Below are 22,781 nucleotides of genomic sequence, written 5' to 3' on the forward strand. Positions count from 1 at the left end.
ACGGCGCCCGCTATTGGCGTCGTTTGTTTTTGAGTGAAAAGTATTTTCAATAAGAGACGAATTAACGTCCTGCGGCATCATTTCCGGGGGGCTGGCATGGGCCGGAAAATTGTTCTGCTGTCCGATGGCACCGGAAATTCCGCGGCGAAGGTCTGGCGCACCAATGTCTGGCGCACGTTCGAGGCGCTCGACGTTTCGGGGTCGGATCAGGTCGCGTTCTACGACGACGGCGTCGGGACGTCGTCGTTCAAGCCGCTGGCGCTGCTCGGCGGCGCTTTCGGCTTCGGGCTGAAACGCAACGTCATCGATATCTACAAGTTCGCCTGCCGCAACTGGCGAGACGATAGCGACGAGATCTTCGGTTTCGGCTTCAGCCGGGGCGCCTTCACCATTCGCGTGGTGATGGGGTTGATCCTCAATCAGGGACTGATTGCCGCCGCCACCGAGAAAGAACTCGACCGCAAGGCGCGCGCAGCCTATCGCGCCTATCGCCGCGAACGCTATCATACGGTCTGGCGCATCGAGCAATTGTTCCGGGCCTTGCGCGATCTGGTCTGGCGCGACCATTACGACAAGGCGGACAATCGCGTGATCCAGCGCATCCGCTTCATCGGCGTGTGGGACACGGTCGCCGCCTATGGGCTGCCGATCGACGAGATGACGCGAGGTGTCAGCCGTTTCCTCTGGCCGCTGCAATTTCCCGACCACAGACTCGATCTCACGCGGGTGATGCGGGCCTGCCAGGCGCTGTCGATCGACGAGGAGCGAACCACGTTCCATCCCGAATTGTGGGACGAGCGCGGAGCAAGGTCCGCCTCGCCGCGGAGGGACGGCGAGCGCTATCTTGCCGACGAGCAGGTGAGTCAGGTCTGGTTTCCCGGCGTTCACTCCAATGTCGGCGGCGGCTATCCCGACGATTCGCTGGCTTATATCCCGCTGGTCTGGATGCTGCGGGAGGCGGAGGCCTGCGGCTTGCGTTTCAAGTCGGATCAGGGGACCCCGCCGGCCGATCCCGACACCTTCAAGCATGCCATCGTCAACTGCGACAAGGACGGCCGGCTCTATGATCCGCGCAAGGGTATCGGCGGCTACTATCGTTACGGGCCGCGCAAGCTCGAACTTCTCTCTAACTACACCTACGCAAAACGGGACGTGGTGTCGGTGGCGCGGCCGAAGATTCACGAGAGCGCGTTGTGCCGCATCGCGAGCCGCGCCCATGCCTATGCGCCCGCGGGCCTGCCCGCAGTGTACGATGTCGCGACGTATGACGGGCGGATCGTCACGCCCGATACGTTCGGCCTTGAAACCTCGGATCAGGCGGCGACGCGCGCCGAGGCGCAGGAGCATGTCTGGAACGACGTGTGGAAGCGCCGCATCGTCTATTTCCTCACCGTCGGCGTTTCGCTCTGGCTCGTGCTCTATCCGCTGTTGCGCAAGCTGCCCGCCAAGGACGAATATCTCAGCCCGGTCCGCTGGATCTCGGACATCATCCGCCTGGTCGGCGGCTTCCTGCCGGGATTCGCGCAGACCTGGATCGACGGCTACGCCCGTAGCCCCGTGCAGTTTTCGCTGCTGCTTTTCGCCGTGATCGTTTTGATCGGCTGGAGCCGATGGCTCGCAGCCGGCATCTCGGACAAGATGGGCGCGATCTGGCGGCGCGCTCCGTCCGCGCCCACCGCGCGGCCGACAAACTGGATTTATCGGCTGCGCACCAGCCGCATCTACATCGCTTTTCACAACTGGCTGAAGCGGCGCGGCGCGCCGGCGTTCTTCGCGCTCCTGTTTGTCTATCTCGGCGTCACATTGACGAGCCACCTTCTTTACAACGTTCAGGACATTGCGGGCTTCACCTGTCGGGAGGACCCCAACGCGGAAAGGCTGGCTCGCGGCGAGGAGGCCAGCGTGACCTTCGCCACATCCGGCCTGTGCAACAACAGCGGCATTTTTGTCGAAGGCAACGGCGCGCGCTACCTGGTCAAGGTCGAGACCGCCGAGCCGTTCCGGGACGGCGGCATTCCGTCTCCGCTCGGCGGATTCTACTCGACCGATGCGCCGAACTGGCATCAGCAGCTCGCGCTGGTGCTCGGCGTTCCCCTGCGCCGCGAACTGACGCGGCCGTGGTTTCGCGTGGTGCTGCGCTACGGCGCGGTCGGCGGCGAGGAGGTGTTTCTCGATCCCGATCCGGAAGACGGCACCATCGAGGCGGTGGTCCGGCCGACGCGCAGTGGCGAGTTGCTTGTGTTCGTCAACGATGCGGTGGTCGGCATCCCCGGACTCTACGACGCATTCTATCGTAACAATGAAGGCTCCGCCAAACTCATCGTCAAGCGCAGATGAAGCGTACGGGATCAACGGTTTGAACGGCCGCCCGGTTCGGAAACGCGCTCCGGCGGCCGGCTCCGGAGCATGATCCGATCATGTTGAATCGGATCATGCTCCGGAAATTATTGTCTGGTCGCATTTTCTTCCGGCGAGCCGGTATCCGCTTCGCCGGAGAATGCTCTAAAATTCCTCCACCGCCGCGAGGATGCGCGCGATGTCCTGGGGACGTGACAGCCGGTGGTCGCCATCCTGAATCATCGTCAGCACCACGTCGTCGCTCGGCAGCCGTTCGGTCAGCTTTAAGGCGTGACGCCATGGCACGTCCAGATCCTGCGCGCCCTGCAGGATACGCACCGGACAGCCCGCCGAGATGCTGCCGCCCAGCAGCAGATGATTCCGCCCGTCCTCGATCAGTTTGCGCGTGATCGGATAAGGGTCGCCGTAATCGGACGGCTGCAACCACACGCCACGTGTTTCGATGGCATGCCTGGCCTCCGGCGGAAAGGTCTTCCACATCAGTTCCTCGGTGAAATCGGGCGCCGGCGCGATCAGCACCAGGCCTGCGAGCGTGGCGCGGGAGGAGGCTCGTCGCGCGACCTCGCGCGCCAGCAGGAGCGCGATCCAGCCGCCCATCGACGAGCCGATCACCACCTGCGGCCCCTCGCAAAAGCCATCGAACACCGCGAGGCTTTCCTCGAGCCAGCGGCTGATGGTGCCGTCGGTGAACTCGCCGCCGCTTTCCCCGTGACCGGAGTAGTCGAACCGCACGCAGGCCCGGCCGTGGTCCGCCGCCCATGCATCGAGCGCGAGCGCCTTGGTGCCCGCCATATCGGATTTGAACCCCCCCAGCCAGAACAGGCCGGCCGCGCCGCCGCTCCGCGCCCGCACGGCGATCCGGCGCGCGGCGTCGTTGCCTCCGACCTCGATGAACTGCGCTGCCGTCCCGCTCGTCATGGTGTCCGCCCCTGTCTTGCGTGGTGTCCTGCGGTTTGCCGGGAACAGCCGGCTCCGGGATGTCCCGGAATTGGTCGGCGTGGCCAAAATACCTCGCGTTCGATGTTTTGCCCCGTGTTGAATCCCGCCGCTTGCCCGCCGCCGCTTATTCCTTCAAAGTAGACGCTCCTTTCACAATATTGGAGAGCCACCCATTCGCCGTCCCAGTAGAGCGCCAATGCCCGTCGCGAAAGACGGACCGCGCACCAATGATGAAATCCGCAATGCTCAAGTTCAACTGATCGACCAGGACGGTACCAACAAAGGTACTGTGGAAACGATCGCCGCGATCAAGATGGCCATGGAAGCCGGCATGGACCTCGTGGAGATCGCGCCGAACAGCAGTCCTCCCGTCTGCAAGATCATGGACTACGGGAAATACAAGTTTCAGGCCCAGAAGAAAGCCGCCGAAGCCCGCAAACGCCAGAAGATCGTCGAGATCAAGGAGATCAAGCTCCGTCCGATGATCGACGATCACGACTACGACGTGAAAATGAAGGCGATGCAGCGGTTTTTCGAAGAAGGCGACAAGGTCAAGATCACCTTGCGGTATCGCGGCCGCGAGATGGCGCATCAGGAGATCGGCACCAAGCTGCTCGACAAGGTGAAGGCCGACGTCGCCGCCTTCGCCAAGGTTGAACAGGACGCCAGGTTCGAGGGCCGCCAGGTCGTCATGGTGCTGGCTCCGCGCTGATCGCCGGAAGTCTCGACGATCGCACGTCATTGCCGGACTTGATCCGGCATCCATCCTGCTCAAAATCGATGGATGCCCGGGTCAAGCCCGGGCCTTTGTCCCTGCTTTCGCGGAGGCGGCTCTCGGAAACGGTTTGCGAGATCATATCGCGCCCGGACCCGGGTTCTCCGTTGCTTTTCGCGGCATCCTCTGCCATAAGCCCCATCTTCGCCGCCCGGCTGATTCAAGGGCTGCCGTGGCGACGACCGTGCCGGGATTTCGTTAGAAATTGCCGGGCACTTTCAGCGCTCTAAGGCATGATCCAAGCGGGAACCGGTTTTCGGATAAGATCATGCTCAATAGCGATCATTTCAGCCACCGTACCGCCCTATCCGGGCGGGTTTCGTCGTGGTGACAGGAGAGCCAAATGCCCAAGCTGAAGACCAAATCGGGCGCGAAAAAGCGCTTCAAGATCACGGCCACCGGGAAGGTCAAGCATGCCCAGCGCGGCAAGCGCCATGGCATGATCAAGCGGACCAAGAAGCAGATTCGTCAGCTCCGCGGCACCCGCGTTCTGTTCAAGACCGACGGCGACAACATCAAGAAATACTTCTTGCCCAACGCCTGACGTCGCTCGCCGCGGCCGACGCGGCAACCCGTATTTAACCCGTTGATTTTGAGAGGAGTTCAGTCATGGCTCGCGTCAAGCGCGGTGTGACGGCTCATGCCAAGCACAAGAAAGTCTACAAGGTCACCAAGGGGTTTTCCGGCCGCCGGAAGAACACCATCCGCGCCGCCAAGGCGGCCGCCGACAAGGCCGGGCAGTACGCCTTCCGCGACCGCAAGCGCAAGAAGCGCACCTTCCGCGCGCTGTGGATCCAGCGCCTCAACGCCGCCGTGCGGCCGTTCGGCATGACTTACAGCCGCTTCATCGACGGGCTGTCGAAGTCGGGCATCACGGTCGACCGCAAGGTGCTGTCGGATCTCGCCATCAACGAGCCCGCCGCGTTCCAGGCGATCGCCGAGAAGGCCAAGGCCGCGCTCGCGGCCTGATCGTATATTACCCTCCCCTGGAGGGGGAGGGTCGGCGCCGCATGACGACGCTATGCGTCGTCGTGAGGCGTCGGGGTGGGGTGTCCTGCCAACCTGCACGCGCCCCGCATTCCGATTCACCCCCACCCGATCTGCTGTGCAGATCGACCTCCCCCCTCCAGGGGGAGGTGGGAGTACGGGGCGCCGTCCATGCCGAATCTCACTGATCTCCAATCCAACATTCTTGCCGACATCGCGAACGCCTCCGACGAGGCCGCCCTGGAGGCGGTGCGCGTCGCGGCGCTCGGCAAGAAAGGCTCGATCTCGGCGCTGCTCTCCACTCTCGGCAAGATGTCGCCGGACGAACGCAAGACCGAAGGCGCGAAGATCAACCTCGCCAGGGACGCGGTGACGCGGGCGCTGGCCGCGCGCCGCGAGGTGCTGAAGGCGCGCGCGCTCGACGCCCGCCTTGCGTCGGAAACCATCGACGTCACGCTTGCCTTGCGCGAGACGCCCGCGGAAGCCGGCCGCATCCATCCGCTGAGCCAGGTGTGGGACGAGGTCACCACGATCTTCGCCGACATGGGGTTCGCGGTCGCCGAGGGCCCGGATATCGAGACCGACGACTACAATTTCACGCGGCTGAATTTCCCGGAGGGTCATCCGGCGCGGGAGATGCACGACACCTTCTACTTCAATCCGAAAGACGACGGCTCGCGCCTCCTGCTCCGCACTCACACCTCGCCGGTGCAGGTGCGCACCATGCTGAGCCAGCAGCCGCCGATCCGTGTCATCTGTCCCGGCCGCACCTATCGCAGCGACTCGGACCAGACCCACACGCCGATGTTCCATCAGGTCGAGGGCCTGGTGATCGACAAGTCGTCGCATCTCGGCCACCTCAAATGGATCCTGCACGAATTCTGCAAGGCGTTCTTCGAGGTCGACAACGTCAACATGCGCTTCCGTCCGTCGTTTTTCCCGTTCACCGAGCCGTCGCTGGAAGTCGACATCCAGTGCCGCCGCGACAAGCACGAGATTCGCTTCGGCGAAGGCGAGGACTGGCTGGAGATTCTCGGCTGCGGCATGGTGCATCCGAACGTCTTGAAGCTGTGCGGACTCGATCCCGAAACCTATCAGGGCTTCGCCTGGGGCATGGGCATCGACCGCATCGCGATGCTGAAATACGGCATCGCCGACCTGCGGCAGTTGTTCGAGGGCGACGTGCGCTGGCTCAATCACTACGGCTTCAAGCCGCTCGAGATCCCGACGCTGGCGGGGGGATTGAGTTCGTGACTGTTGCCTGCGCCTGCGCCGCCGCGCGCTTGCTTTCTGTTCCCTCCCCCCTTGTGGGGGAGGGTCAGGAAGGGGGGTAAAGCAGAATGCCGCATGCCGCAGTCAGTACGCTTCAACGCAGTCGCGCGAAGCAATTGCGTCGGACGATGACGCCCGCTGAAACGCTGCTCTGGCGTCATTTGAAGGCCAATCGGACTGACGGATTGAGCTTTCGCGGACAAGCCCCGTTCGGACGGTACATCGTGGATTTTGTCTGTCTGTCGGCAAAGTTGATCGTCGAGCTTGACGGCTATTCACACGACTTCGGTGTGCAGCAAAAGGATGACAAAGTCCGCGACGCATTCTTCGTCGCGGAAGGCTTTCGCGTGCTGCGCTTCAGCAATCACGATGTGACATCGAATCTGGAAGGTGTTGTGGAAACGATTCGCCTCACAGCTTCGGCGTGTGCGAGTTGCTCACCCCCCTCCCTGCCCCTCCCCCACAAGGGGGGAGGGAACAGAAAAAGCGCGTGTCAAACCTCGGCTTCCTCGTCCGTATCCGATCAAACATCTTCCGAAATCGCCGCTACATCAATCCGAGGTCCTCAGCCATGAAATTCACTCTCTCCTGGCTGAAAGAACATCTCGACACCGATGAGCCGCTGGAAAAACTCGCCGACAAGCTCACCATGATCGGGCTCGAGGTCGAGCATATCGCGGACAAGTCGAAGACGTTCGCGCCCTTCACCATCGCGCGGGTGGTCTCCGCCGTGCAGCATCCGAACGCCGATCGTCTCAGGGTGTGCATGGTCGATACCGGCGAGACCAGCGACAAGGGCGAGCCCGCTCATATCCAGGTGGTGTGTGGCGCGCCGAATGCGCGCGAGGGCCTGATCAGCGTGTTCGCGCCGCCGGGCACTCACATTCCGGGAAAGAACATCACGCTCGGCGTCGGCACCATCCGCGGCGTCGAGAGCCGCGGCATGTTGTGCTCGGCCGCCGAGCTTGAAATCTCCGAGGATCACGACGGCATCATCGAACTGCCCGCCGGCGCGCCGGTCGGCGTTGGCTATGCGGAATGGGCCGGGCTCGGTGATCCCGTGATCGAGATCAACCTGACGCCGAACCGGCAGGACTGCACCGGCGTGCACGGCATCGCGCGCGATCTGTCCGCCGCCGACATGGGCCGCTTCAGGGATCCGACCATCAAGCCGGTCAAGGGCGAATTCCCCTGTCCGGTGCAGGTCACGGTGGAGGACGCTTCGCTGTGCCCCGGCTTCGCGCTGAGAATGGTGCGCGGGGTGAAGAACGGTCCGTCGCCGGAGTGGCTGCAAAGGCGCCTGACCTCGATCGGGTTGCGCCCGATCAATGCGCTGGTCGACATCACCAACTTCATGACCTACGACCGCGGTCGCCCGCTGCATGTGTTCGACGCGAAGAAGGTGCACGGCCATCTCACGATACGCCGCGCCCGCGACGGTGAGACGCTTAAGGCGCTCGACGGCCGCACCTATACGCTCGATCCGAACGTCTGCGTCATCGCCGACGACAAGGGCGTCGAATCGCTTGCCGGCATCATGGGCGGCGAGGAAACCGGCTGCGATGAGACCACAACCGACGTGCTGATCGAATCAGCGCTGTGGAGCGAGATCAATATCGCCCAGACCGGCCGCAGGCTCGGCATCAATTCGGACGCACGCTATCGCTTCGAGCGCGGCGTCGATCCCGCCTTCATGGTGCCGGGGCTTGAGATGGCGACGCGGTTGGTGACGGAATTGTGCGGCGGCACGCCGTCCGAAAACGTTGTGGTTGGTCAGGCGCTGCCCGACGATAAGGTGATCGATTTCCCCTTGAGCGAAATCAGGCGGCTTGCGGCCATCGACGTGCCTCTGGCCGAAGTGCGGCGCATTCTCGGCCATCTCGGCTTCATGGTTGCCGGCAATGGCCCTGTGGTGAAGGTCGCCATTCCCACCTGGCGCACCGACGTTCAGGGCAAGGCCGACATCGTCGAGGAAATCGTGCGCATCGTCGGCGTCGACAAGGTGCCGATGACGCCGTTCGATCGCGGCGACGCTCAGCGCAAGCCTGTGCTGACGCCGATCCAGTCGCGCACGCGACGGGCGCGGCGCGCGCTGGCGGCGCGCGGCATGGTCGAAGCCGTCAACTGGTCGTTCATCGCAAAATCGCAGGCCGAGCTGTTCGGCGGGGGCTCGAGTGAACTGGCGCTCGCCAATCCGATTGCCTCCGATCTGTCCGACATGCGGCCGAGCCTGCTGCCGGGTCTCGTCGCGATCGCGCAGGCCAATGCCGACCGCGGCTTTCCCGATGTTGCGCTGTTCGAGGTCGGTCAGATTTTCAAAGGCGATCGTCCGCAGGATCAGTTCACGGCGGCCGCCGGCGTTCGCCGCGGCATTGCTTCGTCGAAAGGAGCGGGACGGCACTGGTCCGGCTCCGCGACCGCCGATGCGCTCGACGCCAAGGCCGATGCGCTTGCGGTGCTTGCCGCAGCCGGCGCTCCGGTGCAGGCGATACAGGTCGCAGGCAGTGGTGATTCGAAAAGCCTTCCGGCATGGCTGCATCCCGGACGTTCGGCTGCGATCCAGATCGGACCGCAGAACGTGCTCGGCTATTTCGGCGAACTGCATCCGCGCGTGCTTGAGGCGTTGAAGGCCGACGGTCAGGTGATGGCGTTCGAGGTGATCCTCGACCGTGTTCCGGAAGCAAAGCAGAAAGCGACGCGCGCCAAGCCGGTGCTGGAACTGCCGGCCTTTCAGCCGGTGTCGCGCGATTTCGCCTTCATCGTCGATCGCGGCGTGAATGCCGCCGACATCGTGCGCGCTGCGCAGAACGTGGACAGGAAACTGATCGCCGGCGTCACTGTGTTCGATCTCTACGAAGGCAAGGGCATCGATGCGAACAAGAAATCGGTCGCCATCGCGGTGACGCTGCAGCCGCGTGACAAGACACTCACCGATCAGGAGATCGACGCGGTCGCGGCGAAAGTTGTCGCCGAGGTCGGGAAAAGGACCGGCGGGAGCCTGCGCGGATAGCATGCGCGGCGGTCTCGCGCCCTCTCGACGCTGGCGAAAAATATTTTGAAGACTCCAGCAGCACCGGCAGAATGTCGTGTTACGCAAGCACGAGATCGCAATAGGCAAACCCGTCGCGCTCGACGATGTCGCCGCATGTGACCTCGATCCGTTGCGAAAATATCGGCGCCGCGAAAACGAAAGTGTGAAACTCGCCGTTCTCTCCGCACGGATCGATTCCGGCCGGAAGGTCCTCCAGCAACCGCTTATCGAAGGCGCGGCCGGCAAACGAACGGTCAAGCTTCGCCCGGTCGATCGAGGCCAGACGGGCTTCCAGCCCGCTTGCGATCATCTCCCGCGCAAGCACCGAGGTCGGCCGGTCCCACAATGGAAACACCGGCGCGATACCGGTGCCCGCAAGTTTCTGTTCGCGATAGGCGCGGATGTCCGCGAGAAACAGATCGCCGAAGATGATATGCGTGATGCCGGCCTGCTTTGCATCCGCCATCGCCCGCTTCATCCGCGCTTCATAGGCATCGTTCGGGCACGGATTGGGAAGCGGCACGATGCGCGGCGGCAGTCCCGCGGCGGTGAGTTGAGCGTCCAAGAGCTTCTGACGCACGCCGTGGATCGAGACGCGGTCGAAGCTCTCGTTCACCGTGGTCAGCGCGCCGACGACGTCGAACGCGCCCTCGCGGCGGATCTGATGCAGCGCGAAGGCGCTGTCTTTGCCGGACGACCATGAAATCAGCGCGTTCGGTCGCGTCATCGGGGCAGCGGAAAGCCGAAGGCGTCGTTCGCGGACTGCGCCGGCGTTCGTCTGCGGCGTCGGACGGGCTTATGCTTCGACGCTGAGGGCGGCGCCGGTTGCTTGCTCGCGCCGATTTTCCGCAGCGCGGCGTCCGCCGCTCGCTCGCCGCTCTCCCATGCGCCGTTGACGGTACCCCACAGCGTATCGTGTGCGGCTTCACCGGCGAGAAACAGGTTGCCCAGCGGCTCCATCAGAATTCTCCGCGCCGGATGTCCGCCGGGTTCTGCCGCCGACATCGCCCCGAGCGCATGAGGGTCGGCGTTCCATCGGGTCGTGACGGACTGCTTCACCCCGGCCGCGGCATCGCTGCCGAACAGCCTGGCCAACCAGTCCGTGGCGAAGGCCGTCATCGCGCTCGCTCCTTGCGCCGACAGATCGCGGCCGAAGCTGCCTGCGACGTCAACCGTGCACAGCGACGATCCGTTCGCGTTCGCCACGAGGAGCGCGGTCTTTCCGTCGCTGCTCTGCTCGATCAAGGTCTCGCCGGATTCGAAGCCGAGCGGATTATCGGGCAACCACAGCGCGATGCGATCGTAGCTGCCGAGCGACAATTTCGCAGCCGCATCAAGTTGACGCTTCGGTAATTCGGGCGTGAAGCGGATGTTGCCCGCGGTCAGCACATTGACGGACGCGGTAACGATGACGGCCCGTGCATCGATACGACCTGCGGGCGTCTCGACTCCAATGGCGCGGCCGGCCCACGTTACCCGGCTGACAGGCGTCGACAAACTTATGGGGACGGCTTGGCCGAGCGTCGCGAGCAACATGCCGAGGCCCTGCTTGCAGCCGATCGCGGAATTACGCTCCGGCGCGCTCGCCCGATCCATTACCGAGAGATTTTTCAGATCCTTTCCAGTGGCGCTGGCGCCGAGTACGAAATCGATCGTCCCAGCCCAGACGTCGAGATCGCCGGGCAGCACCGAGGCGCAGGCGACGTCGATCTTTTTTCGCGCTGCCTCGCCGATGGCCCGCCTTGCGCGCATCAGCGCCGCGAGAAACTGCTCGGTTTCGCCGGCACGCGCGTTACGCCGCCCGATGCGGATTTTCTGGCCGAGCGAAACCGGAAACAGATCCGTTCCCGCGCTTCGCGCCAGCCTGAGGATCGGGTTGGTGTCGGGTTCAAACAGCCAGCGCGCGCCGCGATCGAACGGCGTTTCGAAACTCCTGGTATCGGTATGACAGCGTCCGCCGATCCTGTCCGCCGCTTCGACCACGAGCACGGTGCGATTCGCGGCCTGAATCCGCCGCGCCGCCGCGATGCCTGCGGCGCCTGCGCCGATCACAACGATGTCGGCCTCGCGCGGCAGCGTCGCGGCCCGCGCGCGGCCGATGCTCACTCCTGCCGCGCAGGCGGCGGTAGCCGACAGGAAATCACGGCGCGTCATTCTCATGGCATGGTTTCCAAGATTTGAATGCGGGAATGACCGGCGTTTGGCGGATCCGAAGGTCGCAGGCAAACTTCGGATCCGGGACACAGTCAATTTGCCGCATCGATGAGCCTGCGGCAACCGTCATGGTGAATCCATGATAATGCCGCGATCGCAGCCATGAACCAAATTGCAACGGGTTCTGACCATGGTAAGGAGGGAAAACCGGTCAGGCGCGAAACGCGGAGAGAGACTGCCATGGGTCTCGTACTCGATACGGTCGGAAAATGGATCGCGGCGTATCTCCAGAAGGAGCTGCCGGGATACGAGCCGTTCACGCCCAGTGATCCGGAACGGTTGCGCGGCCTGATTCAGGAAGGCGACGTTCTTTTGGTCGAAGGCAATAGCCGCATCTCCGGAATGATCAAGTATCTGACGCAATCGACGTGGTCGCATGCCGCGCTATATGTCGGCCCGATCAGCCGCGCCTGTGAAGCCGATGGCGAGCCGCATGTTTTGATCGAGGCCAATGTCGGCGAGGGCGTCATCTCGGCGCCGCTGTCGAAGTATTTTCCTTATCACAGCCGGTTGTGCCGTCCGGTCGGCCTGTCTTACGAGGACCGCATCACGGTATGCCGCTATGCCATCAACCGGATCGGCTTCGGCTACGATACCAAGAACATCGTCGATCTGATGCGTTATCTGATTCCGCTGCCCGTGCCGCAGCGCTGGCGGCGGCGCATGATCGCGATCGGCTCCGGCGATCCGACGAAGATCATCTGTTCGGCGCTGATCGCGCAGGCGTTCGGCGCCGTGCGCTACCCGGTCCTGCCGAAGATTACGCGCGCGGGCAGCCGTCGCGCACGGCGCGAGATTCTGCACATTCGGGATTCCTCGCTCTATATGCCGCGAGATTTCGACATCTCCCCCTATTTCGAAATCGTCAAACCCACGATCGCGCGGGGGTTCGACTACAGGTCCCTTCATTGGGCCGATAAGCCGAAGTCGCCTTCTGAAGCTGAGCGTGTATCGGACCCTTTTCGGGTCGGGGCGGGCGCTCCGCCGTTTTTTCCTGCGCCGATTGACTCGTCCTCGCCGGTTGAAGAGGTGATCGCCCACGAAAACTCCCCGTCGCGGCCGCAATCTGAAGCTGGCGATGCTGCATATGTCCGCAGCGCGCGCGCGTGACGGCAGTGTTGCGCGCCCGCTGCAAGGTCAACCAGCCCTGACGCGACGTCCCGCCGCAAGCGCAGGCCCCGGCAATGAGCGAACATTGCATCGCCGGATCTGGCCGTTATCATGATTCATCCGACCGAGAGATCGTGCGGTAAAACCGGGCCGTAAATGGCCTCGCGAGGCAATCCCATGACCGACGCCGAAGTCACCGCTCCCGAACTCGCCGTGTCGCAATGGTTCAACACAGCCGAGCCCATGACGCTGGCCGCGCTGCGCGGCCGCCCGGTACTGCTCCATGCCTTCCAGATGCTATGTCCCGGCTGTGTCGCGCATGGTACGCCGCAGACCCAGCGCGCCTATGAATTGTTCAAGGCGACCGATCTTCAGGTGATCGGTCTGCACACGGTGTTCGAACATCATGCTGCAATGACACCGATTTCGCTTCAAGCCTTCATTCACGAATACCGGTTGACGTTTCCGATCGGCGTCGATGCCGCGGGCGATGGCACCCCGCTGCCCGTCACCATGGGCCGCTACGGAATGCAGGGCACACCGACCAGCGTTTTGATCGGCCGCAACGGACGCATTGTACATCACGGTTTCGGCCAACAGAGCGACATGGCGCTTGGCGCCATGATCGCGGCTGAACTTGCGGGCGCGCAAACCTACGCCGCCTGAAGCCTTTCCGCTTCCGACGGAAATCAGAAGCGCGGCTCCACGATTCTTAATCTGACGCGTTTTCTCGACGCGAAGCCGGCATCCATCCTGGAGTCAAGCCCGAGGTCGTCCGTGCTCTTGCCGGCGCGGGTTGCGGCGTTTATTTGAGCGCAGGATTCTCTGGGGAACGCACCCTCATGATCGGCGCCGCTGTCAATGCCCTTACGCAGATTCTTTCGCCGCCGATGCGGGCTATCCTGTGGCGCGTGATCGGGCTGGCGCTGGTGCTGATCGTCGTCGCCGCGGTCGGATTGCAGCGGCTTTTGAGCTGGCTTACCGGATCGGGCGAACTCTGGGCGGAGACCATGCTGGGGCCGGCCTTCCACACGCCGCTCAATATCCTCGCCTGGATTCTTTCAATTGCCGCAGGCTTGGGCATCGTGTTCGGCGCGGTATTCCTGATGCCTGCGATCACCTCGCTGGTGGCTGGTGTTTTTGTCGACGATGTCGCGGAGATCGTCGAGCACCAGCATTATCCGGCCGACCGGCCGGGCGCGGCGCTGCCGATTGGCGTCGCGATGACAGAGAGCATCAAGACGGCGCTGCTGACGCTGCTCGTCTATCTGATAGCGTTGCCGTTCGTGTTCGTGGCCGGCGCGGGCGTGATCGCGTTTTTCATCGCAACGGCGTGGCTGCTCGGCCGGGAATATTTCGAACTTGCGGCGATGCGGTTCCGTTCACCGGCGGAGGCCAAGGCGATGCGCCGCGATAACGCCTCCACGGTGTTTCTGGCCGGCCTCGTCGTCGCAGCGTTCGTGACGATTCCGATTGTCAATCTGGCGACGCCGCTGTTCGGAATGGCCTTCATGGTCCACTTGCACAAGCGGCTGTCGGGGCCGCGATCCGAACTGATCACGCCGGATCGGCGCAGCCGATAGACGGATGAGTCCGAATCACAAAACCGGCGGGCTTTCGCAGTCTGGCGTATGGTTGGGAACCGGCCATGCTTTCTTCATATTGCGCGGCAATTGGTGTATTTGACTGGTGTCCCGATTCCGACGTTCGCATATGCTTGCAGCAATTTTTGATGCGACCTTCGGAATCGAAGCACTCGCAACTTTAGAATTCTAGTGTGGTTTAGGTTCAGGAGCTCGCCTGGCAGACTCGCTGGACATTGAAAGCAAACTTCTGAACCATCACGCTAGCCCTGAATATGATGCACCGGCGACGGTGTGATCGACCGCAATAATCCTTGAGGAGAAATGCCGATGTCGATGGAATCCGACGTGATCGTCGATCGCCGCAGGTTGCGCCGCAAGCTTACTTTCTGGCGCGTGGCGTCGGCTTTGATCGTGATCGGCGCGGTCATCGCAGTCGGCGCTTACGCTACGCCTTGGGGCGGTAAGCTGACCGGCGCCTCCGCAATCCAACGTGTCAGCATCAACGGTCTGATTCGCAGCGACCAAAAGCGAGTCGAGGCACTGGAGCGACTCGGGAAGTCGAGCGCACCCGCAGTCATCGTCCACATCAACTCGCCCGGCGGCACCACCGCCGGGTCCGAGGAGCTTTATGACGCCCTGACCCGCCTGAAGGCCAAGAAGCCGATGGTCGTGGTGGTGGAAGGGCTCGGCGCGTCGGGCGGATATATCGCCGCGCTCGCCTCCGATCACATCGTCGCGCAGCAAACTGCGCTGGTCGGCTCGATCGGCGTGCTGTTTCAGTATCCCAATTTTACCGAACTTTTGAAAACGGTCGGGGTTCAAATGGAGGCAATGAAATCATCGCCGCTGAAAGCGGCCCCGAACGGATATGAACCGACCAGTCCGGAGGCGCGGGCCGCGATTGATGCCCTGGTGAAGGATTCTTTCGACTGGTTTCGCGGTCTGGTGCGGGATCGGCGCGGTATGGACGACGCGCAACTCGAGAAGGTCGCCGATGGACGCGTTTTCACCGGACGGCAGGCGGTGAACCTTAAGTTGATCGATCAGCTCGGCGACGAGAAGGTCGCGATCGCGTGGCTTGTGGCGGAAAAGAAAGTCGCGCCCGACCTTCCCGTGCGCGATTTCAAATTGTCGCCGCGCTTCACCGACCTGACGTTTCTTCGCACCGCCGCTTCCGTGGCCTTTGACGCGCTGGGACTGAACAGCATCGCTCGACAGGTTGAGCAGACCGGGTTTGTGGGAGCGGCAGATCGCCTTGGCCTCAACGGAATGCTGGCGTTATGGCAGCCCGCACCGTCGAACTGAGGTCGGAACCGGTCGTGAGCGGGCATTTTTGCATTGCGAGGAACTCTGATGCTGCAACGCAAGCCTTCGCGGTTGAAAGACTCTATCTTTTTGATTTGACCCGATTTCTTCACGCGAACCGGATTCAACCCCGCTCGAAAATGCGATAACGACTCGAATCGCATTTAGCGTCTTGACAGTCCTGACCATTTCCAAGGAAATGGGCTTCCCACGCATGGGCCTTAGTCTCGATGATCAAATCCGAACTCGTTCAGCGCATCGCCGAACACAACCCGCACCTCTACCAGCGGGACGTGGAGAACATCGTGAACGCGATTCTCGATGAGATTGTCGCCGCTCTCGCGCGGGGCGATCGCGTCGAATTGCGTGGTTTTGGTGCGTTTTCTGTTAAACATCGTCCTGCCCGCGCGGGCCGGAATCCGCGTACGGGAGAACACGTCCCGGTCGATCAGAAAAGCGTTCCGTTTTTCAAGACCGGCAAGGAGATGCGTGAGCGGCTCAATCGCGAGAATGCGACGAGCGAAGCAAGCGCGTAGGAAATTTCAGGGGAGCGGCCCCATCAATCGGCGAGTGAACCCGTCAGCAGTAAGTGCCGATTGACGCTGCGTCGCGAGAGAGATCATGCGCAAATTCCTGACCGGCCTGATCCTGATTCCGCTTGGTGTCCTTTTCATCGTGTTCGCGTTCGCCAATCGCCATTTGGTGACGGTGACGTTCGATCCCTTCGGTGGAAACGACCCAGGGACCGGCGTCACGCTGCCGCTGTTCATTCTCATTATCGCGGTCGCGATTTTCGGTGTGGTCGCCGGGAGCATGGCGACCTGGTTCGGGCAGCGCCGCTGGCGGCATACGGCACGCCAGTTTGAGACGGATGCGCGAGAAGCGCGCGTGGAACTGGCCGATCTGCGATCCCGCTACGAATCGCGGGAGACGTCGCGACTGCCGGATCTGACCCGGCGCGCCGGATAGCGGCCTTAGAGCAGCAGGGCGAGGAAAAGTGTGGGGGAAGGAAACGTTCTCACGCGGGCGAGACAAGCCCCTTGCGACGTTGTAGAACCCGCCCATCGCGCTTGACAGCCGCGCCCGGCCGGGCTGCCGGTTGCCGGCTTGCGCCCGGATATCATTCGAGACCATGTCCCTGACCGTCAAGATATGCGGCCTGTCCACCCCTTCGGCGCTCGATGTGGCGTTACAGGCCGGCGCCGATATGGTGGGCTTCGTCTTCTTTCCACCGTCGCCGCGGCATCTTGAGCTTTCGCGTGCGCGCGAACTCGGCCCGCTGGTGCGAGGCCGGGCGGACAAGGTCGCGCTGACCGTGGACGCCGACGACGCGACGTTGAGGGGAATCATCGAGGCTCTGCGGCCGGATTTGCTGCAACTGCACGGCAAGGAAACCGCAGCCCGTATCCGCGAGATCAAGCGGCTCTTCGGCCTGCCCGTGATGAAGGCGATCGGGGTTGAGACCGCCGCCGATCTTGCGGATCTGCCCGATTATGCTGCCGCCGCCGACCGCCTGCTGTTCGATGCGCGTCCGCCAAAGGATGCGACCCGGCCGGGCGGCCTCGGCGTGCCCTTCGACTGGCGTGTTCTGGAAAATCTGTCCGTTGATATTCCATTCATGCTGTCGGGAGGTCTGGCCCCAGGCAATATTCACGACGCAATATGCATCACCCGCCCCGGCGGGGTCGATGTCTCGTCAGGCGTGGAAAGCTCGCCGGGGGTCAAGGATTCCCGAATGATCCGGGATTTTATTCGGGCTGCGCGAGCGGCGGAAACCAGTTTGCGCGAAGCGACCTCGCATGTGCAGTAATCCCGGAGTATTACGGCAGCCGTCATGCCCGCGTAGAGCAGGCGCAGATTGCGTAACCATGTCTGCGCCGTGGGCATCGATCTCCGCCGAAATTCACAGCACGCAAGACGTGGATGGGTGGAACACATCCGGCCATGACGAAGGGTGAAAATGAATTCTCTCCCCAACTCCTTCCGGTCCGGCCCCGACGAGCGCGGGCACTTCGGAATGTTCGGCGGCCGCTTTGTTGCGGAAACGCTGATGCCGTTGGTCCTCGATCTTGAGAAGGCCTATGCCGACGCCAGGGTCGATCCCGCATTCCAGCGTGACATGGCGCGCTATCGCAAGGATTACATCGGCCGGCCGTCGCCGTTGTATTTCGCCGAGCGTCTGACCGAGCACCTTCGGGCGATTGCCGCGGCCTCGGGCCGCGCGGGCGGCGCAAAAATCTACCTGAAGCGCGAGGAACTCAACCACACCGGCTCGCACAAGGTGAATAATGTGCTCGGCCAGATTCTGGTGGCGCGGCGCATGGGCAAGAAGCGCATCATCGCCGAGACCGGCGCCGGTCAGCACGGCGTCGCCACAGCAACGCTGTGCGCGCGTTTCGGCCTCGACTGCGTGGTCTATATGGGCGCGGTGGATGTGGCGCGGCAGGAGCCGAACGTCATCCGCATGGAAATGCTGGGGGCGAAAGTGGTGCCGGTGCAGTCCGGCACCCGCACGCTGAAGGACGCGCTGAACGAGGCGCTGCGCGACTGGGTGACCAATGTGCACGACACCTTCTATTGCATCGGCACGGTGGCTGGGCCGCATCCTTATCCGATGATGGTGCGTGACTTCCAGGCGATCATCGGCGACGAAACCCGCCAGCAGATGCAGGAGGCGGAGGGGCGTCTGCCGGATTCGCTGATCGCCTGCATCGGCGGCGGCTCCAACGCGATGGGACTTTTCCACCCTTTCCTCGACGAATCCTCGGTGGAGATTTTCGGCGTCGAGGCCGCTGGACATGGCCTCGACAAGCTGCATGCGGCCTCGCTCACCGGCGGACGGCCGGGCGTGCTGCATGGCAACCGCACCTATCTCCTGATGGATGACGACGGCCAGATCCAGGACGCGCATTCCATTTCCGCGGGGCTGGATTATCCCGGCATCGGTCCTGAGCATTCATGGCTACACGAGACCGGCCGCGTCACCTATCTCTCCGCGACCGACGAGGAGGCTTTGGCGGCGTTTCAGTTGCTCACGCGGCTGGAAGGCATCATCCCGGCGCTGGAATCGGCGCATGCGATCGCGCGCGTCATCGAACTCGCGCCGGAGCGGCCGAAGGATCACCTGATGGTGGTCAACCTCTCTGGCCGCGGCGACAAGGACGTGCCGCAGGTCGGCGACATTCTGAAGGGCAGGAAGACGTGACCACCCGTATCGACACGCGCTTTGCCGAGTTGCGGAAGCAGGAACGCTCGGCCTTCGTCACCTTTCTGATGGCCGGCGATCCTGACCCCGTGACCTCGCTCGCCATCATCAAGGCGTTGCCCAAGGCCGGCGCAGACATCATCGAGATCGGAATGCCCTTCACCGATCCGATGGCGGATGGTCCGGTGATCCAGGCGGCCGGGCGGCGCGCGCTCAACGCGGGCATGACCCTGACCAAGACGTTGCGGATGATCCGCGATTTCCGCAAAGACGACGATTCGACGCCGATCGTGCTGATGGGTTACTACAATCCGATCTATATCTACGGCGTCGAGACGTTTCTTGACGATGCGAAGGCGGCCGGCATCGACGGTCTGATCGTCGTCGATCTGCCGCCGGAGGAAGACTCTGAGTTGTGCATCCCGGCGATGAAAGCCGGATTGAACTTCATTCGCCTCGCAACGCCAACAACGGACGACAAGCGGCTGCCGGCGGTGCTCGCGAATACGTCCGGCTTTGTGTACTACGTCTCGATCACGGGGATCACCGGCAGCGCTGCGGCGAATTCGGCGGCCGTCGGCGAGGCGGTCGGGCGCATCAAGCGCCATACAAGCCTGCCGGTCTGCGTCGGCTTCGGCATCCGCACCCCGGATGCGGCGCGCGGCATCGCCGAGCGCTCCGACGGCGCGGTGGTCGGCTCGGCGCTGGTCGATGTGCTCAGCGGCAGCCTTGACGCCGACGGCAAGGCGACGGCCGAAACTGTCAACATGGTCGCCGATCTCGCGGCGTCGCTGGCCGAAGGCGTACGGTCGGCCAAAGGCGGGGTGAAGACAAGCGGGTAGCGGTTTTTGGCGCTGCCCTTTTTCCAGAGGAATGGCGGGCCCCGGAAATAGCGGTTTCAATACGCCCTTGTGGAAGAGGGCGCCGAGCCGCATCTATGCGCGGAGAAGGGTTCGCGGGGTCCCTTTTCAAGGTTATTTGAGCTATAGCGTTTTCGAGCGAAGTGGATACCGGTTCGCGTCAAGAAAACGCGTCAAAACAAAAAGCTGGAGCCCGGCTTTGATTCCGTCAAAGCCGGAATAGCTCTAGAAAACCCCGGCGGAATGCCTCGCTGCGTTGCGCGGGCAACTGCGCAGGGGTTGATCGCTGCTCGGTTATGGAGCGTCTTCGATGAATTGGTTGACTAACGTCGTCCGGCCGAAAATCCGCAACATCCTCAAGCGGGAAACGCCGGATAATCTCTGGATCAAGTGTCCCGACACCGGACAGCTGGTGTTCTACAAGGACGTCGAGAGCAACCAGTTCGTCATCCCCGGATCGAACTATCACATGCGCATGAGCGCCGACGCGCGGCTGAGCTCGATCTTCGATAACGAGACATGGTACGATGTGGCATTGCCGGAGGTGCCTGCCGATCCGCTGAAATTCCGCGATGAGCGCAAGTATGTCGACCGCATCAAGGACGCGCGCGCCAAGACCGGACTCCATGATTCCGTGAAGGTCGGGTTCGGCAAGCTGGAAGGCTCCGCCGTCGTCATCGCGGTGCAGGACTTCGATTTCATGGGCGGCTCGCTCGGCATGGCGGCGGGTGAGGCCATTGTGCGAGGCCTCGAACTCGCGGTCGAAAAACAATGTCCCTTCATCGTGTTCGCGGCGTCGGGCGGCGCGCGGATGCAGGAGGGCGTGCTATCGCTGATGCAGCTGCCTCGCACCACGGTCGCGGTGCAGATGCTGCGCGAGGCAAGCCTGCCCTACATCGTGGTGCTGACGAATCCGACCACCGGCGGCGTCACGGCCTCCTATGCGATGCTCGGGGATGTTCAGATCGCGGAGCCCGGTGCGTTGATCGGCTTCGCCGGAGCCCGCGTCATCGAGCAGACTATCCGCGAGAAACTGCCGGACGGTTTTCAGCGCGCCGAATATTTGCGAGACCACGGCATGATCGACATGGTGGTGCATCGTCACGAGTTGCGGCCGACGCTGGCGCGGTTGTGCCGATTGCTGACCAAGGCGCCGGAAACGATCGAGGCGGAACCGGAACTCTCTTCTCCCGTCCCTCCGGACGAGCCGGCCGAACCGGCTGCCGCTGCGGAGGCGCCGCCGGCGGCGCCAGCCGCACCTCCGGCGTGAGCGCTGTTCCGCAAACGCCGCTCGACGACGTTGTTGCGCGGATCTCGCAGCTGCATCCGAAGAGGATCGATCTCACGCTCGGCCGGATGTGGCGCATCCTGGAGCGGCTCGATCATCCCGAACGCAAGTTGCCGCCGGTCATTCATGTCGCCGGCACCAACGGCAAGGGATCGACCGTCGCCTATCTGCGCGCGATCCTCGAGGCCGCCGGCTTGCGCGTGCATGTCTTTACCTCGCCCTATCTGGTGAGGATCAACGAATGCGTGCGGCTTGCGGGAGCGCTGGTTGCCGACGATGCCTTGCGCGCTGCGCTGCTCGACTGCGAGCGCGCCAATGGCGGCGATCCGCTCACGCTTTTCGAAATAAAGACCGCTGCGGCCTTCCTGCTGTTTGCCGAGAATCCTGCCGACGTGTTGCTGCTCGAGGTCGGCCTCGGCGGCCGGCTCGACAGCACCAACGTGGTCGAGGCGCCGCTGGCGAGCGTCATCACGCCAGTCGGCATCGATCATGTCGAGTTTCTGGGCGGCTCGCTGATGCAGATTGCCGGCGAGAAGGCGGGCATCATCAAGCCTGGGGTGCCTGTCATCTCCGCGGAACAGCCGCCGGAGGCGCAGGCGGTGATCGAGCAGCGGGCGAAACGGATGCGCAGCCCGCTGCATGTGGCCGGTGAGCAGTGGCACGTCCACGTCGAACACGGGCGACTGGTCTATCAGGACGAATGCGGTCTGCTCGACCTCGCCGCGCCCCGGCTGTTCGGCCGGCACCAGTTCGACAATGCGGGTCTTGCGATCGCGACGCTGCGGGCGCAGGACCGTTTCAGCATCGAGGCGCCGGCGTTCGAGCGCGGCGTGACCGGCGCGGAATGGCCGGCGCGGATGCAGCGGCTGACAGCCGGCCGGATCGTGGATCAGGCGCCGCGAGACGCAGAGATCTGGCTCGACGGCGGGCACAATGCCGATGGCGGGCGGGTCGCGGCGGCGGCGCTCGGCGATCTCGAGGAGCGGGTGTCGCGGCCGCTGGTGGTGATTGCGGGCATGATGGGTAACAAGGACGCGCGGAGCTTTCTCGCTAACTTCGCCGGCCTGACGCGCCATGTCATTGCCGTGCCGATTCCGGAGATGGAGAACGCGATGCCTTCGGAGGTCCTGGCGAAAGAGGTGCGCGCGCTCGACATGCGCGCCGAAACCGCGCTGAGCGTCGCCGCCGCGCTGCAATCGGTGGCGCGTCTTGCCTACGAAATTCCGCCGCGCATTCTGATCACCGGATCATTGTATCTCGCCGGTCACGTGCTCGCGGAGAACGGCACGCCGCCGACCTGACGCTCTTCCGTCGCGAAAGCCGGGACGTGCAAAGCTCGCTCTTGGGTGCTCTCGATGCATCGGGGACGGTGAGCGGCAATAACAATGTTTGTGGCTCGCTTATCCGCCTTCGCCGCGCGAAAGTACCTTCTCCCGCCAGGGGAGAAGGGCAAACATGACGTCTGCCCTGCCAAACAAAACGGCCGGCGAATTGATCACCGGCCGTCTTAAACAAATTCAATGGCAAGGATCAGACCGTGGCGGTGATCCACTGCTCCAGTTTTTGCTTCGGCGCCGCGCCGACCTGACGTGAGGCCAGCTCGCCGCCCTTGAAGATCATCAGGGTGGGGATCGACATCACGCCGTATTTCGAGGCCGTTCTCGGGCTCTCGTCGACGTTGAGCTTCACGATCTTGACCTTGCTGCCCATCGCGCTGGAGATTTCGTCGAGCACCGGGCCGATCATGCGGCAGGGGCCGCACCATTCCGCCCAGAAATCAACCACGACCGGGCCAGTCGCCTTGAGCACTTCCGCTTCGAAATTGGCGTCCGAAACCTTGCCAACAGCCAT

The 22,781-nt window shown here is 63.2% G+C and carries 22 protein-coding genes; 18 read left to right on the top strand and 4 right to left on the bottom strand.

The window, feature by feature from the left end:
• Positions 1-96: 96 nt before the first annotated feature.
• Positions 97-2,337 (top strand): DUF2235 domain-containing protein, encoded by a 2,241-nt coding sequence (locus NB311A_RS01325; RefSeq protein WP_009796597.1) that lies wholly within the window; start codon positions 97-99, stop codon positions 2,335-2,337.
• A gap of 165 nt (positions 2,338-2,502) precedes the next feature.
• Here NB311A_RS01325 and NB311A_RS01330 read toward each other — a convergent pair whose 3' ends face one another.
• Positions 2,503-3,276 carry a carboxylesterase gene (locus NB311A_RS01330; RefSeq protein WP_009796598.1) on the bottom strand — a complete coding sequence of 258 codons (774 nt, stop codon included), beginning with the start codon at positions 3,274-3,276 and terminating at the stop codon, positions 2,503-2,505.
• A 193-nt stretch (positions 3,277-3,469) separates the two neighbouring features.
• Between NB311A_RS01330 and infC the strand changes: the two genes are divergently transcribed.
• From infC to pheT, 6 genes are all read left to right on the top strand, one after another.
• On the top strand, positions 3,470-4,009 hold the full coding sequence (gene infC / locus NB311A_RS01335) for a translation initiation factor IF-3 (protein ID WP_086008661.1): 540 nt from the start codon (positions 3,470-3,472) through the stop codon (positions 4,007-4,009).
• Between the two features lie 406 nt (positions 4,010-4,415).
• A complete protein-coding gene (rpmI, locus tag NB311A_RS01345; RefSeq protein WP_009796600.1) occupies positions 4,416-4,616 on the top strand; it encodes a 50S ribosomal protein L35 in 201 nt (66 codons plus the stop codon).
• 65 nt (positions 4,617-4,681) lie between these two features.
• A complete protein-coding gene (rplT, locus tag NB311A_RS01350; RefSeq protein ID WP_009796601.1) occupies positions 4,682-5,041 on the top strand; it encodes a 50S ribosomal protein L20 in 360 nt (119 codons plus the stop codon).
• A gap of 189 nt (positions 5,042-5,230) precedes the next feature.
• Positions 5,231-6,313, top strand: coding sequence for a phenylalanine--tRNA ligase subunit alpha (gene pheS / locus NB311A_RS01355; protein WP_009796602.1), 1,083 nt, complete (start codon positions 5,231-5,233; stop codon positions 6,311-6,313).
• Positions 6,314-6,399: 86 nt separating this feature from the next.
• Positions 6,400-6,906: an endonuclease domain-containing protein gene (locus NB311A_RS01360; RefSeq protein WP_009796603.1), complete on the top strand. Its 507-nt coding sequence runs from the start codon at positions 6,400-6,402 to the stop codon at positions 6,904-6,906.
• A complete protein-coding gene (gene pheT, locus NB311A_RS01365) occupies positions 6,903-9,341 on the top strand; it encodes a phenylalanine--tRNA ligase subunit beta (protein ID WP_009796604.1) in 2,439 nt (812 codons plus the stop codon). Before NB311A_RS01360 ends, pheT begins: the two co-directional genes overlap by 4 nt.
• 79 nt (positions 9,342-9,420) lie before the next feature.
• Here the strand turns inward: pheT and NB311A_RS01370 are convergent, their stop codons facing one another.
• Together NB311A_RS01370 and NB311A_RS01375 are read right to left on the bottom strand one after the other, a co-directional pair.
• Positions 9,421-10,089: an ATPase gene (locus NB311A_RS01370; RefSeq protein ID WP_009796605.1), complete on the bottom strand. Its 669-nt coding sequence runs from the start codon at positions 10,087-10,089 to the stop codon at positions 9,421-9,423.
• Entirely contained in the window at positions 10,086-11,522 is a 1,437-nt protein-coding gene (locus NB311A_RS01375; protein ID WP_040673678.1) for an NAD(P)/FAD-dependent oxidoreductase, read from the bottom strand. Before NB311A_RS01375 ends, NB311A_RS01370 begins: the two co-directional genes overlap by 4 nt.
• A 234-nt stretch (positions 11,523-11,756) precedes the next feature.
• Between NB311A_RS01375 and NB311A_RS01380 the strand changes: the two genes are divergently transcribed.
• From NB311A_RS01380 to NB311A_RS01430, 11 genes are all read left to right on the top strand, one after another.
• Entirely contained in the window at positions 11,757-12,686 is a 930-nt protein-coding gene (locus tag NB311A_RS01380; RefSeq protein WP_009796608.1) for a YiiX/YebB-like N1pC/P60 family cysteine hydrolase, read from the top strand.
• Between the two features lie 177 nt (positions 12,687-12,863).
• Positions 12,864-13,352, top strand: coding sequence for a peroxiredoxin (locus NB311A_RS01385; RefSeq protein WP_040673735.1), 489 nt, complete (start codon positions 12,864-12,866; stop codon positions 13,350-13,352).
• A gap of 176 nt (positions 13,353-13,528) precedes the next feature.
• Positions 13,529-14,269, top strand: a complete 741-nt coding sequence (locus NB311A_RS01390; protein ID WP_009796610.1) for a sulfate transporter family protein — start codon at positions 13,529-13,531, stop codon at positions 14,267-14,269.
• Between the two features lie 330 nt (positions 14,270-14,599).
• Positions 14,600-15,577 carry a signal peptide peptidase SppA gene (sppA, locus tag NB311A_RS01395; protein WP_040673736.1) on the top strand — a complete coding sequence of 326 codons (978 nt, stop codon included), beginning with the start codon at positions 14,600-14,602 and terminating at the stop codon, positions 15,575-15,577.
• 230 nt (positions 15,578-15,807) lie between these two features.
• Positions 15,808-16,113, top strand: a complete 306-nt coding sequence (locus NB311A_RS01400; RefSeq protein WP_009796612.1) for an integration host factor subunit beta — start codon at positions 15,808-15,810, stop codon at positions 16,111-16,113.
• A gap of 85 nt (positions 16,114-16,198) precedes the next feature.
• A complete protein-coding gene (locus tag NB311A_RS01405) occupies positions 16,199-16,546 on the top strand; it encodes a LapA family protein (RefSeq protein ID WP_009796613.1) in 348 nt (115 codons plus the stop codon).
• A gap of 163 nt (positions 16,547-16,709) precedes the next feature.
• Positions 16,710-17,387 carry a phosphoribosylanthranilate isomerase gene (locus NB311A_RS01410; protein ID WP_009796614.1) on the top strand — a complete coding sequence of 226 codons (678 nt, stop codon included), beginning with the start codon at positions 16,710-16,712 and terminating at the stop codon, positions 17,385-17,387.
• 150 nt (positions 17,388-17,537) lie between these two features.
• Positions 17,538-18,782, top strand: coding sequence for a tryptophan synthase subunit beta (gene trpB, locus NB311A_RS01415; protein WP_040673679.1), 1,245 nt, complete (start codon positions 17,538-17,540; stop codon positions 18,780-18,782).
• Positions 18,779-19,624 carry a tryptophan synthase subunit alpha gene (gene trpA / locus NB311A_RS01420; protein WP_009796616.1) on the top strand — a complete coding sequence of 282 codons (846 nt, stop codon included), beginning with the start codon at positions 18,779-18,781 and terminating at the stop codon, positions 19,622-19,624. Before trpB ends, trpA begins: the two co-directional genes overlap by 4 nt.
• Positions 19,625-19,952: 328 nt before the next feature.
• The gene (accD, locus tag NB311A_RS01425) at positions 19,953-20,912 is read left to right on the top strand and encodes an acetyl-CoA carboxylase, carboxyltransferase subunit beta (RefSeq protein ID WP_009796617.1); all 960 of its coding nucleotides are present in this window, start codon (positions 19,953-19,955) and stop codon (positions 20,910-20,912) included.
• Positions 20,909-22,231, top strand: coding sequence for a folylpolyglutamate synthase/dihydrofolate synthase family protein (locus tag NB311A_RS01430; RefSeq protein WP_009796618.1), 1,323 nt, complete (start codon positions 20,909-20,911; stop codon positions 22,229-22,231). The genes accD and NB311A_RS01430 overlap by 4 nt, the downstream gene beginning before the upstream one ends.
• Before the next feature lie 229 nt (positions 22,232-22,460).
• Here the strand turns inward: NB311A_RS01430 and trxA are convergent, their stop codons facing one another.
• Complete coding sequence (trxA, locus tag NB311A_RS01435) at positions 22,461-22,781, bottom strand: thioredoxin (protein WP_009796619.1); 321 nt, start codon at positions 22,779-22,781, stop codon at positions 22,461-22,463.

This window comes from Nitrobacter sp. Nb-311A (genome assembly GCF_000152905.1).
Taxonomy (GTDB): Bacteria; Pseudomonadota; Alphaproteobacteria; order Rhizobiales; family Xanthobacteraceae; genus Nitrobacter.